Consider the following 12310-nt stretch of genomic DNA (forward strand, 5'->3'; position numbering starts at 1 on the left):
TTGAATCTCAAGGAGTTTCGCGTTCCGATGTCGCTGGAAGTGGGGCGCATTATAAGGGGATTCGAAACCGCGTCAACCTTTAATTTCATGTATTTGAAATATTCAGGCCGTGGGTGGGAAAGACGCCGTACATGAATGAACCATGACGCTATATAGAAGAAGGAGGCCCCGTGGCCTCCTTCTTCGTTTACAGCACGCTTACAAACTAGGGAACGCGAACTGCGATGCTTCATGGCTAGCACGTTGCGGCCAGCGTTGAGTAATGGCCTTGCGCCGGGTGTAGAACCTCACGCCGTCCGGCCCGTAGGCATGCAGGTCACCAAACAGCGAACGCTTCCAACCGCCGAAGCTGTGGTAGGCCACAGGGACCGGCAGCGGAACGTTCACCCCCACCATGCCTACTTCGATCTCATCGCAGAACAACCGCGCCGCTTCACCGTCACGGGTAAAGATGCAGGTACCGTTGCCATACTCGTGATCATTGATCAGTTGCATGGCCTGCTCAAGGCTGTCGACCCGTACTACACACAGCACCGGCCCGAAAATCTCTTCCTTGTAGATGCGCATTTGCGGGGTCACCTTGTCGAACAAGGTGCCGCCGACGAAATAGCCTTCTTCATTACCCGATACGCGCAAGCCGCGACCGTCGACAACGAGCCTGGCCCCCGCCGCTACGCCTTCCTCGATGTAGCCAACCACTCTGTCGCGAGCAGCCGCCGTGACCAGCGGCCCCATGTCCAGGCCGCACGATGTGCCCGCACCGATCTTCAATGCCTTGATTTGCGGCTCAAGCTTGGCAATAAGCGCATCGGCCACCTGGTCACCCACGCATACCGCGACCGAAATGGCCATGCAACGCTCACCGCACGAACCATAGGCAGCCCCCATCAGCGCACTGACGGCGTTGTCCAGGTCGGCATCGGGCATCAGCACTGCGTGGTTTTTCGCGCCGCCCAGTGCCTGGACGCGCTTGCCACGTTTGGTACCCTCAGCGTAGATGTACTCGGCGATCGGCGTGGAACCCACGAAACTCAGCGCCTTGACCTCCGGTGCCTCGATCAGGGCATCCACCGCTTCCTTGTCACCGTGCACCACATTGAGGATGCCCTTGGGCAGGCCCGCTTCCAGCAACAGCTGGGCGATGAACAGCGTCGAGCTGGGGTCGCGCTCCGACGGCTTGAGAATGAATGCGTTGCCGCATGCGATTGCCAGTGGATACATCCACAGCGGCACCATCGCCGGGAAGTTGAAGGGCGTGATACCCGCCACTATGCCCAGCGGTTGGAAGTCGGACCAGGCGTCGATATTGGGTCCTACGTTTCGGCTGTACTCGCCCTTGAGCAATTCAGGTGCAGCACAGGCGAACTCGACGTTCTCGATACCGCGCTTCAACTCACCGGCGGCATCTTCCAGGGTCTTGCCGTGCTCCTCGCTGATCATCTGTGCGATTCGCGCTTCGTTCTGCTCGAGCAGCTGCTTGAAACGGAACATGACTTGCGCACGCTTGGCCGGCGGGGTGTTGCGCCAGGCCGGGAACGCGGCTTTGGCGGCATCGATGGCTTGCTGCACGGTCGCACGACTGGCCAGTTCGACCTTGCGAATGGCCTGGCCAGTGGAAGGGTTGAACACATCGGCGGTGCGCTCGCCCTTGGTAACCAGGTCACCGTTGATCAGGTGCTGAACAATGCTCATGTAACACTCCATAAAAAAAGAGGCGTGACAGGCGTGCCTGCGGCAAACGCCTGCCTTGAACGCAGGAAATCAGTCGATCAGGTTCAGGGTCTCGCCCACGGCATCGAACAGACGGTCCAGCTCTTCGGGCTTGGTATTGAAGGTTGGGCCGAACTGCAAGGTGTCGCCACCGAACCGCACATAGAAGCCCGCTTTCCACAGTTTCATGGCCGCTTCATAAGGGCGAACGATGGCATCTCCGTCCCGGGCGGCGATCTGGATGGCGCCTGCCAGGCCATAGTTGCGGATATCGACGATATTCTTGGTGCCTTTGACGCCGTGCAGCAGCTTCTCGAAATGCGGTGCCAGGTCGGCAGCAGACTGCACGAGGTTTTCTTTTTGCAGCAGATCCAGTGCGGCAAGACCTGCCGCGCAGGCGACCGGGTGTGCGGAGTAGGTATAGCCATGGGGGAATTCCACGGCATAGTCCGGCGTCGGCTGGTTCATGAAGGTGTGATAGATCTCGCTGCTGGCGACCACGGCCCCCATGGGGATCGCCCCGTTGGTCACCTGCTTGGCGATGCACATCAGGTCAGGCGTAACGCCGAAGGCCTCGGCGCCGGTCATCGCGCCCATGCGGCCAAAGCCGGTGATCACTTCGTCGAAGATCAGCAGGATATTGTGCTGAGTGCAGATTTCACGCAAACGCTTGAGGTAACCCTTGGGCGGCGGCAGCACGCCGGCCGAACCCGCCAGCGGCTCGACGATCACCGCTGCAATATTGGACGCGTCGTGCAACTCGATCAGCTTGAGCATCTCGTCAGCCAGCGCGATGCCGCCTTCTTCCGGCAGGCCCTTGGTGAACGCGTTGGCCGGCAATACGGTGTGGGGCAGATGATCGACGTCCAGCAACTGCCCGAACATCTTGCGGTTGCCGTTGACACCGCCCAGGCTGGTACCCGCGATGTTCACCCCGTGGTAGCCACGGGCGCGGCCAATGATCTTGGTCTTGGTGGCCTGGCCTTTCAAGCGCCAATAGGCGCGCACCATCTTCAGCGCCGTATCGGCACATTCGGAGCCTGAGTTGGTGTAGAACACATGATTCAGGTCACCCGGGGTCAGTTCGGCAATCTTTTCAGCCAGCTGGAAGGACAGCGGGTGCCCGAACTGAAACCCCGGCGAATAGTCCAGGGTGCCGATCTGACGCGACACCGCCTCGGTGATTTCCTTGCGGGTATGGCCCGCGCCACATGTCCACAAACCTGACAGGGCATCGAAAATCCTGCGCCCCTTGTCGTCCACCAAATGGTTGCCATCGGCCGCCACGATCAGCCGAGGATCGCGCTGGAAATTGCGGTTGGCGGTATAGGGCATCCAGTGCGCATCCAGCTTGAGCTGGCTGGCGATACCGGCAGGCGCGGTTTGGAGCATGTTCATCGGCGGTTCCTCGAGAGACGATTAGGCAACGATGGATGTTGTTGCAGCTAACTTGGCACGGCGATAAAGTCTGAAAAAGCCTGCATTTCTAACCTTTACACAGGCCACGACTAAACTGATGAGCCGACGCCCCGATCCGCTTGCCCAAGTCAGCGACTTCGATATTCGCCTGCTGAAAATCTACCGCAGCGTGGTGGAATGTGGCGGGTTTTCCGCCGCGGAAAACGTGCTGGGTATCGGGCGATCGGCTATCAGTCAGCAGATGAACGATCTTGAGCAGCGTCTGGGTTTGCGCCTGTGCCAGCGCGGGCGTGCAGGGTTCTCGTTGACCGAGGAAGGCCGAGAGGTCTATCACTCGGCGCTGCAACTGCTGAGCGCACTGGAGACCTTCCGTACCGAAGTCAACGGCCTGCACCAGCATTTGCGCGGCGAGTTGAACATCGGCCTGACCGATAACCTCGTCACCCTGCCGCACATGCGCATCACCCATGCGCTGGCTGAACTCAAGGACCGAGGTCCGGACGTGCGTATCCAGATCCGCATGATTGCACCCAGCCAGGTGGAGCACGGCGTTCTAGATGGTAGCCTGCATGTGGGCGTCGTCCCCCAGACCAGCCCGTTGTCGGGGCTGGAATATCAACCGCTGTATAGCGAACGCTCGCTGCTGTACTGCGCCGTCGGTCATCCGCTGTTCTACGCCGATGACCATCTGCTCGACGATGAGCGCCTCAATCGCCAGGAAGCCATTACCCCAACCTTCCGCTTGCCTGCCGAAGTCCAGGCCCACTACCAGGTGCTCAACTGCACGGCCAGCGCCTCTGATCGCGAAGGCATGGCGTTTCTGATCCTGACAGGGCGCTACATGGGTTACTTGCCTGATCACTACGCTGCGCTCTGGGTCCAGCAAGGAAGGCTGAGAGCGCTCAAGCCGCAGCAACGTTTCTATGACCTGAGCTTGAGCTGGGTGACGCGAAAAGGCAGAAGGCCCAACCTGGTGCTTGAGAGTTTTCTGGAAAGTCTGGCTGCGACACGTTGATGCCACTCTCTGCCGCCAATGCTTGTTACTTTGCCGTGGGAAGGTAATCTTGTCCTACAGACGCAGCCATCCCCCTGCACGGAATCGTTCATGACATTAGAAGTCCCTGCGCATCGCCTATCCGCCTCCGGCAAACCCGCAGGCCGTATCCGACAGAAAAACGAACAGGCCATCATCAAGGCCGCCGAAGACGAGTTCGCCCGTCATGGTTTCAAGGGCACCAGCATGAACACCATCGCCCTCAAGGCGGGGCTGCCCAAAGCCAACCTGCATTACTACTTCACCAACAAGCTGGGCCTGTATATTGCCGTACTCAGCAACATCATCGAGCTATGGGACAGCACCTTCAACGCCTTGAGCGTCGAGGACGACCCGGGCGAGGCGCTTAGCCGGTACATTCGCACGAAGATGGAGTTCTCCAGGCGCAACCCGCAGGCGTCCCGAATCTTCGCCATGGAAGTCATCAGCGGCGGCTCATGCCTGACCGAATACTTCAGCGCTGACTACCGCGAGTGGTTCCGGGGCCGGGCGGCAGTGTTCCAGGCCTGGATGGACGCCGGCAAGATGGACCCTGTCGACCCCGTCCACCTGATCTTCCTGCTATGGGGCAGTACCCAGCATTACGCCGACTTCGCCACGCAGATCTGCCAAGTCACTGGCCGTAGCCGGTTGACCAAGCAAGACATGGAAGATGCCAGCACCAACCTTATCCACATCATTCTCAAAGGATGCGGCATCGCGCCAGTTGCCTGACCGACATTTATGCCTTCTACCCTGCTCGACCTCTGCGAATACCGCGAGGACATTCGCAAAAGCCGCTTCATTACCCTGGCCGGGCCCATCGACAGTGCCAGCGATGCCATGAGTTTCATCGAGCGTCACAGCGACCCCGACGCCACCCACAATTGCTGGGCATGGAAAATCGGTGCTCAATACCGCAGCAGCGACGATGGTGAACCCGGTGGCACGGCCGGGCGCCCGATCTTGTCAGCCATCGAGGCACAGGATTGCGATCAGGTAGTAGTACTGGTCATCCGCTGGTACGGTGGCATTCAGCTTGGCACCGGCGGGTTGGCCAGGGCATACGGCGGCGGTGCCAACAAATGCCTGCAGCAGGCCCCCAAGCGCCTGCTGGTACAGCGCAGCGAGTTCACTTGCAGTTGTGCGTTCAGCGAGTTGGCATTGGTGAAACTGCGGATCGCCGACGTTCAGGGTCTGGTGCTTGAAGAGCACTTCACCGCCAATGGTGTAGACCTGAGGCTTGCCTTTGAAGATGCCCACAGGCAGCCGCTGCAGCAGCAATTGGCAGACCTGAGCCGCGGCCGGATCCTGTTGGAGAGTTGCTGAGTATTGCCCACAGCAACTGTGGGCCTGGCTGTGGATAAGCTTGGGGCATACGCCTAGAGCCCAATAAGCATGAGCCCTCCACAGGTTTGTTCAAAATTTGACCACGGTTGCTGGATCGGCGGCTTGACCAAAGCCGGCCTGAGTTATCCCCATGCGCAGGTGGCAATAAGGTTGGACCGCTGCGGTTTGCACACATTAATTGTGGAGCAGCCTGTGGATAACCCGTGAGTGGAACGACAGGGCGCCTGTTGCACAAGGCCGCACCAAGGTTCGCTCATTTTTCGAGCAGCAACGCTCTCCCGAGCAACAACACGAATGACCTGGCACGACCCCGCGCCCTATGGATTATGCTCATTGGCTCTGACAACCATACGGAGCACGCTCATGGCCGATTCAAAAACCGCTCTGATCATCGGGGCCTCACGTGGCCTGGGGTTAGGCTTGGTCAACCGCCTGTACGAAGACGGATGGGAGGTCACCGCCACCGTACGCACTCTGCAAACACCAGGCGCTCTGGCTGATGTTCCAGGCGTGCGTATCGAACAGCTGGAAATGAATGACCCAGCCCAACTCGACACCCTGGCCGAGCGTCTGACCGGCCAGCTATTCGACCTGGTGTTTATCAACGCAGGTGTCATGGGCCCTCTCCCACAGGATGTGGAAAACGTCACACACCAAGAAATCGGTGACCTGTTCATGACCAACGTCGTTGCACCGATTCGTGTCGCACGCCGCCTGGTTGAACATGCACGTGAACATACCGGCGTACTCGCCTTCATGAGCTCCATTCTGGGCAGTGTCGCAGTGCCTGATGGCGGGGAGATTTGCTTGTACAAAGCCAGCAAGGCGGCCCTCAACTCCATGATCAACAGTTTTGTGGTGGCCCAGCAGCGCCATGACCTGTGCGTATTGGCCATGCACCCAGGATGGGTGAAAACCGACATGGGCGGAGAAAACGCGGAGATCGACGTGTTGACCAGCACGCGTGGCATGCTCGAGCAGATCAAGGCCCAGGGTGGAACGGCGGGCCTGCGCTTCATCAACTACAAGGGCGAACCCTTGGTCTGGTGATTGGGCAGGTTGCCGCCATTGGGGCGCACGGCCGGGCCGGGCCCTGTAGAATGGCGGCAACCGTACCTGATTGAGATCACCTTATATGTATGACTGGTTGAACGCCCTGCCCAAGGCCGAACTGCACCTGCACCTTGAAGGCTCCCTGGAACCCGAGTTGCTGTTCGCCCTGGCCGAGCGCAACAAGATTGCCCTGCCTTGGGCTGATGTCGAGACGTTGCGCGGTGCGTACGCCTTCAACAACTTGCAGGAGTTTCTCGACCTGTACTACCAGGGTGCCGACGTTCTGCGCACCGAACAGGACTTCTATGACCTCACATGGGCTTACCTTCAGCGTTGCAAAGCGCAGAATGTGATTCACACCGAGCCCTTCTTCGATCCACAGACACACACCGACCGCGGCATCCCTTTCGAAGTGGTGCTCAATGGCATCAACCAGGCACTCAAGGATGGCCGTGACCAGTTGGGCATCAGCAGCGGCCTGATCCTGAGCTTCCTTCGTCACCTGAGCGAAGACGAAGCCCACAAGACGTTGGACCAGGCCCTGCCGTTTCGCGACGCATTCATTGCCGTTGGGCTGGACAGTTCCGAAATGGGCCACCCACCGAGCAAGTTCCAGCGTGTGTTCGACAGGGCACGCAGCGAAGGCTTCGTGGCCGTCGCGCATGCCGGCGAGGAAGGCCCGCCCGAGTACATCTGGGAAGCGCTGGACCTGCTCCAGATCAAGCGTATCGATCACGGTGTGCGCGCCATCGAGGACGAGCGCCTCATGCAGCGCATCATCGAGGAGCAGATCCCCTTGACCGTGTGCCCACTGTCCAACACCAAGCTGTGCGTGTTCGACCACATGAGCCAACACAACATTCTCGACATGTTGGAAAAAGGCGTGAAGGTCACCGTCAACTCGGACGACCCAGCCTATTTCGGTGGCTACGTGACGGAAAACTTCCACGCCCTGCACACTCACCTGGGTATGACCCAAGAGCAAGCTCGCCGGCTTGCCCAGAACAGCCTGGATGCGCGCCTGGTCTGACGCGTTCAGCCCACCTGCAGCGTCTCGACCCGGGCGATGCGATTGATCTGCTGGATACCCAGCGGTGATATGTGCAACGCCCGGGTATCTTCGGCCTCGCGCATCCACCCTGATTGCAGGAACAGCCGGAACAGCGCCTGGCCCAGAATGCCCCCCAGGTGCGGTTCCATGTCGTGCCACTCGGTGCAGCGGCACATCGTGCATGCTCGGGGCTGATGCGGTGCCAGCGCATCGATGTATACGCCGAGGCGAGCCAGTTGCGCTCGCCCCTCATCGCTGACCACCAACTGCCGCCCACAACCATCCAGCCATCCAGCCACTACCAGTCGATGGTAGAGTTCGCCTGCAAGCTCACCGCCCAGGTGATCGCCGCACCGCCTGGCGCGTCGCACGGACATGGGCAATGAAGGGCGCGGCGTGTGGGCATGACGGTTTCTTGCCTGTTCGAGTTGCACGCTGGCAAGGGCCTCTACAGCGGCGCCCACCTGAGGCGTTGCCAGGCGGAAATAACGCTTGCGTCCCCTGGCCTCATGCCGAAGCAAGCCCGCTGAAGAAAGCAGCGAAAGATGTGCACAGGCCGATGAGGCGCTGAGCCCGGTCATGATGGCCAACTCGTTGGCCAGGCGGGGGGTGCCATCGATCAAGGCCCATAACATGGCACTGCGCTTGGGGTCGGCCATCAGGCTGGCGATCTGGCTGATGCTGCTGGCTGCTTTCATGTCCCTGTGACTCCTGCATATTCACTGTGTAGGTGCGATGGCCGACCCTGGCCCACGAACGCCCTCGCTCGCGCCGGCCTGGCTCGTCAGTATAAGCCGCACCTGGAGCCACCCTGGCGCCACTCCCAGGCCTAGTTGTCGCAAAAATGCACTGGGTAGGGCTACCCTTTGCAGGAGACTTATTCAACGGCATGTTCGCAAAACAGCCTGTATATCGGCGGTTTGACAGGAAACATGGCCCAGCATGGAGTGAGTTAAGGCATATCACTTATTGCAAATTCGGAAGATGCCCACAGCCGTCTTCACCAAATAGCGCAGATATAATCGAAGGTTCTTCACGCCTCATACCGAGCGTTTAAATTGCAAGCGCCGCGTCAACAGCGCAACCGTGACCACCAATGCCCCACACAGGCTCATCACCAGCGCCATGGGCACCGCGCTGCCATCGTGCAGCAAACCCACCAACGCCGCGGCCCCAGCGGCAACACTGAACTGCACGCAGCCCATCATGGCCGACGCGCTGCCAGCCCGAGCGCCCTGCCCGCTCATGGCGCAAGCCGAGGCGTTGGGCAGAATGAAGCCCAGGCTCGCTATGCACACGAATAGCGGTACCAATAGCGGCCAGAGCGCTGGGGGCCTGATTGCCGCCATGCTCAGCAAAACCAGGCCTGCTGCCAGGTATACCCATACCGCCCGGGTCAGCAGCCAGGCGGGCCCGCGTTTAGCCAGCAGGCGTGCGTTCACCTGAGCCATCAGGATGAACCCCGCAGCATTGGCACCGAAGAACCACCCGTAATGCTCGGCAGGTACTCCGTACAACTTGATGAACACGAACGGCGAGCCTGCGATGTAGGCAAACATGCCGGCGATGGCGATACCGCCCGTCAAGGCGTGCCCCAGGAACACACGGTCGGCGAGCAGGCGCAGGTACTGACGCAAAGCCCCTGACAATGGCTGCCGGGGAATATGATCAGGCATGCTTTCAGGCAGCCCGAGGCTGACGGCGAGCAGGCAACCGGCACTGAACAGGCTCAAGGACAGGAAAATGAACTGCCACCCAGCATGGTTGACCAGCACGCCGCCGAGCATGGGCGCAAGGATCGGCGCCAAGCCCATGACCAGCACCAGCTGCGAGAACACCTTGGCCGAAGCCACCGGGTCGCACTTGTCGCTGACGATCGCCCGGGATAGCACCATACCCGCGCAGCCGCCCAGTGCCTGGACAAAGCGCGCCAGAATCAGGGTGTCCAGGTTGGGCGCATAGGCGCATCCCAGCGATGCCAGGGTAAAAAGCGCCACGCCAAACAGCAACGGCTTGCGCCGACCGAAACGGTCAGCTACCGGGCCATAGAGGAGCTGCCCGATCGACAACCCGAGAAAGTAGGCAGCCAGAGTGGTCTGGACGTGTTTTTCATCAGTGGCGAACGCCTGGGCTATCGCCGGAAAGGCAGGCAGGTAGAAGTCGATCGCCAAAGGCCCGAACGCACTGAGTGCGCCCAGGATAAGGACCATTCGCAGGTTCATCGGGAATCCATAGCAAGCTAACAAAGTTGCACATTCTACCTGCTGTGGACCCCGTGCTGCGCAAAACAATCCAACAATAGCGTTGCCAGCTTGAGCGCCTACGCAATTTCGGCCTGGTAACCCTCTTCCTGGATGGCCGCCCGTATCTGCGCTGGGTCGGCGCTGCTATCGACGCGAACCTGCTTCTTGGCCAAATCGACATCGACCTTGGCAGCGCCATCGAGCGCCTGAACGGCTTGGGTGACCGCCTTCACGCAATGGCCACAGGTCATGCCTTCTACAGTGAATACGTGCATGGAAACACCTCCTCAAGGTTTTCAGCGAGTTTCAAGCTTGCCATGGGGGCAAGGTCAAGCGGGCGTGTCTGGAGGTGGCAATTCGCGTCCACCTCGGCCAAGCTGCGACTTTGAAACAGGCAAGCAGGAGAGTGTTCATGTTCAGGACAGCAATGGGCTTCATCGGGCTGCTGGGTGCGCTCGCTGCAGTGCCGCCGGCCACCGCCGAAGACAACTCGGCCTACAGCGTACTGATCATTTCCCGCGAACGGCTTGAAGTGGCCACCAGTTGCGAGATCGGTGTCTACCTCAACGATCAACTGGCGGGGCGACTGTTCCAGGAACAGTCCACGTCGTTCAACCTGCCTGCGGGCCCCGTCGATGTACGCCTGCGCCTGCTGCCTGGGCAGACACCCGGTTGCGCCCCGGGCCTTGAGGATCAACGTAGCACCCGGTTGAACCTGCAAGCCGGGCAGATCAACAAGTACCGCATCGCGATGGGCCACTATGGGATGGAGCTCAAGCGAACGCCGCTGGACTATTGACCTTCCCCAGGTGGCAAGGTTGATGCTGGCAGCGTGCCCAAGGAGGAAACCATGTCCACGCCCGTCACTTATCACCTGCCCGTCTCCGGCATGACCTGCGCCAGCTGCGCTGGCCGAGTGGAGCGTGCCTTGCGCAAGGTCACCGGCGCAGATCACGTCACCGTCAACCTTGCCAGTGAGCAGGCCCGTGTGCAGGCGCCGGCCGATAGCCTGGATGCACTGGTCAACGCCGTCCACGCAGCCGGTTACGCTGTACCCAGTCATACGGTGGAATTGCAGATCGCCGGCATGACCTGTGCCAGCTGCGTCGGCCGAGTCGAGCGTGCGCTGGCCAAGGTGCAGGGGGTGCTGAAGGTCAGCGTCAATCTGGCCAACGAACGTGCCCACCTGGACGTTCTCGACGGCGTGCCGGACGCGGCGCTGATCGATGCGATAGGGCAAGCCGGTTATGACGCCAGCCTGCCGCGCGCATCCGAGAATGAACAAGCGACGATCCAGCGCCGCTTGCGCCGGGAACGGCTTGCAGTCGCTGCGGCGCTGCTGCTGGCGTCTCCCCTGGTGTTGCCTATGCTTGTACAACCGTTGGGCCTGCACTGGATGCTGCCGGCCTGGGCGCAGTTTTTGCTGGCAACGCCGGTGCAGTTCATCCTGGGTGCCCGCTTCTACGTTGCGGCCTGGAAGGCCGTGCGTGCGCGCAGCGGCAACATGGACCTGCTGGTCGCCCTCGGGACCAGTGCCGGTTACGGCTTGAGTCTTTATCAATGGGCCAACGCGCCATCGGGTAGCACACCCCACCTCTACTTCGAAGCCAGTGCAGTGGTCATCGCCCTGGTCATGCTGGGCAAGTACCTGGAGAGCCGTGCCAAGCGCCAGACCGCCAGCGCCATACGCGCACTGGAAGCGCTGCGTCCCGAGCGTGCGCTAAGGGTCATCGATGGCGTGGAGCAGGAGGTCGCCATCACCCAGCTGCGCGTGGGTGACCTGGTCATGGTCAAACCAGGTGAGCGTTTTCCGGTCGACGGTATCGTCGAAGACGGTCACAGCCATGCCGATGAGGCCCTGATCAGCGGCGAAAGCCTGCCAGTCGCCAAGCAACCCGGGGACAGCGTCACCGGGGGTGCGATCAACGGCGAAGGCCGGTTACTGGTCCGCACCCAGGCGCTTGACACCGAAACCGTCCTGGCGCGCATCATCCGCTTGGTCGAAGACGCCCAAGCCGCCAAAGCGCCCATTCAGAAACTGGTCGACCGGGTAAGCCAGGTGTTCGTGCCCGCCGTACTGATACTCGCCGCGATCACCTTGATGGGGTGGTGGCTGGCCGGTGCCCCGTTCGAAACCGCTGTGATCAACGCCGTGGCCGTTCTGGTCATCGCCTGCCCATGCGCGCTGGGGCTGGCCACGCCGGCCGCGATCATGGCGGGTACAGGCGTTGCCGCACGCCACGGCATTCTCATAAAAGATGCCGAAGCACTGGAACGCGCGCAGGCCGTCAACCGCGTCGTGTTCGACAAGACAGGCACGCTCACCTCCGGCAGCCCGAACGTGGTGCATAGCCAAGCACTGGACGGCGATACGGACAACCTTTACCGATTGGCCGGCGCGCTTCAGCGCGGCAGTGAACACCCGCTGGCCAAGGCCGTGCTGGACGCCTG

12 protein-coding genes are annotated in these 12310 nt (G+C 60.7%); 7 read left to right on the forward strand and 5 right to left on the reverse strand.

The genetic code is table 11. From position 1 onward, the window contains the following. Window positions 1-198 precede the first annotated feature (198 nt). Together B2S33_RS03165 and B2S33_RS03170 are read right to left on the reverse strand one after the other, a co-directional pair. Window positions 199-1692, reverse strand: coding sequence for a CoA-acylating methylmalonate-semialdehyde dehydrogenase (locus B2S33_RS03165; RefSeq protein ID WP_288649815.1), 1494 nt, complete (start codon window positions 1690-1692; stop codon window positions 199-201). A gap of 69 nt (window positions 1693-1761) precedes the next feature. Next, window positions 1762-3108 (reverse strand): aspartate aminotransferase family protein, encoded by a 1347-nt coding sequence (locus B2S33_RS03170; RefSeq protein WP_027915192.1) that lies wholly within the window; start codon window positions 3106-3108, stop codon window positions 1762-1764. A gap of 115 nt (window positions 3109-3223) precedes the next feature. Here B2S33_RS03170 and B2S33_RS03175 point away from each other — a divergent pair, with 115 nt between their 5' ends. From B2S33_RS03175 to B2S33_RS03195, 5 genes are all read left to right on the forward strand, one after another. Further along, window positions 3224-4144 (forward strand): LysR family transcriptional regulator, encoded by a 921-nt coding sequence (locus tag B2S33_RS03175; protein WP_027915191.1) that lies wholly within the window; start codon window positions 3224-3226, stop codon window positions 4142-4144. 90 nt (window positions 4145-4234) lie between these two features. Then, window positions 4235-4897: a TetR/AcrR family transcriptional regulator gene (locus tag B2S33_RS03180; protein WP_023535181.1), complete on the forward strand. Its 663-nt coding sequence runs from the start codon at window positions 4235-4237 to the stop codon at window positions 4895-4897. 9 nt (window positions 4898-4906) lie between these two features. Then, window positions 4907-5491 (forward strand): IMPACT family protein, encoded by a 585-nt coding sequence (locus B2S33_RS03185; protein WP_028687904.1) that lies wholly within the window; start codon window positions 4907-4909, stop codon window positions 5489-5491. A gap of 384 nt (window positions 5492-5875) precedes the next feature. Further along, window positions 5876-6562 (forward strand): SDR family oxidoreductase, encoded by a 687-nt coding sequence (locus B2S33_RS03190; RefSeq protein WP_288649818.1) that lies wholly within the window; start codon window positions 5876-5878, stop codon window positions 6560-6562. Window positions 6563-6647: 85 nt separating this feature from the next. Further along, window positions 6648-7595 (forward strand): adenosine deaminase, encoded by a 948-nt coding sequence (locus B2S33_RS03195; RefSeq protein WP_049695395.1) that lies wholly within the window; start codon window positions 6648-6650, stop codon window positions 7593-7595. 5 nt (window positions 7596-7600) lie between these two features. Here B2S33_RS03195 and B2S33_RS03200 read toward each other — a convergent pair whose 3' ends face one another. The 3 genes from B2S33_RS03200 to B2S33_RS03210 form a co-directional block, all read right to left on the reverse strand. Further along, entirely contained in the window at window positions 7601-8314 is a 714-nt protein-coding gene (locus B2S33_RS03200) for an ArsR/SmtB family transcription factor (protein ID WP_027915187.1), read from the reverse strand. A 342-nt stretch (window positions 8315-8656) separates the two neighbouring features. Continuing rightward, entirely contained in the window at window positions 8657-9838 is a 1182-nt protein-coding gene (locus B2S33_RS03205) for a multidrug effflux MFS transporter (protein WP_028687901.1), read from the reverse strand. Between the two features lie 98 nt (window positions 9839-9936). Next, the gene (locus tag B2S33_RS03210; RefSeq protein ID WP_049695393.1) at window positions 9937-10134 is read right to left on the reverse strand and encodes a heavy-metal-associated domain-containing protein; all 198 of its coding nucleotides are present in this window, start codon (window positions 10132-10134) and stop codon (window positions 9937-9939) included. 137 nt (window positions 10135-10271) lie between these two features. Between B2S33_RS03210 and B2S33_RS03215 the strand changes: the two genes are divergently transcribed. Next, window positions 10272-10658: a hypothetical protein gene (locus B2S33_RS03215; protein ID WP_028687899.1), complete on the forward strand. Its 387-nt coding sequence runs from the start codon at window positions 10272-10274 to the stop codon at window positions 10656-10658. A gap of 51 nt (window positions 10659-10709) precedes the next feature. Next, the coding region (locus tag B2S33_RS03220; protein ID WP_288649820.1) for a heavy metal translocating P-type ATPase at window positions 10710-12310 on the forward strand (1601 nt) is incomplete at its 3' end.

The sequence above is a fragment of the Pseudomonas sp. UBA5568 genome (assembly GCF_002425525.1).
Lineage (GTDB): Bacteria > Pseudomonadota > Gammaproteobacteria > Pseudomonadales > Pseudomonadaceae > Aquipseudomonas > Aquipseudomonas fulva.

Coding starts and splice junctions, on each gene's coding strand:
- B2S33_RS03200 (WP_027915187.1), bottom strand. CDS start 8,314: ATGAAAGCAGCCAGCAGCATCAGCCAGATCGCCAGCCTGATGGCCGAC.
- B2S33_RS03215 (WP_028687899.1), top strand. CDS start 10,272: ATGTTCAGGACAGCAATGGGCTTCATCGGGCTGCTGGGTGCGCTCGCT.
- B2S33_RS03190 (WP_288649818.1), top strand. CDS start 5,876: ATGGCCGATTCAAAAACCGCTCTGATCATCGGGGCCTCACGTGGCCTG.
- B2S33_RS03170 (WP_027915192.1), bottom strand. CDS start 3,108: ATGAACATGCTCCAAACCGCGCCTGCCGGTATCGCCAGCCAGCTCAAG.
- B2S33_RS03205 (WP_028687901.1), bottom strand. CDS start 9,838: ATGAACCTGCGAATGGTCCTTATCCTGGGCGCACTCAGTGCGTTCGGG.
- B2S33_RS03165 (WP_288649815.1), bottom strand. CDS start 1,692: ATGAGCATTGTTCAGCACCTGATCAACGGTGACCTGGTTACCAAGGGC.
- B2S33_RS03195 (WP_049695395.1), top strand. CDS start 6,648: ATGTATGACTGGTTGAACGCCCTGCCCAAGGCCGAACTGCACCTGCAC.
- B2S33_RS03185 (WP_028687904.1), top strand. CDS start 4,907: ATGCCTTCTACCCTGCTCGACCTCTGCGAATACCGCGAGGACATTCGC.
- B2S33_RS03180 (WP_023535181.1), top strand. CDS start 4,235: ATGACATTAGAAGTCCCTGCGCATCGCCTATCCGCCTCCGGCAAACCC.
- B2S33_RS03210 (WP_049695393.1), bottom strand. CDS start 10,134: ATGCACGTATTCACTGTAGAAGGCATGACCTGTGGCCATTGCGTGAAG.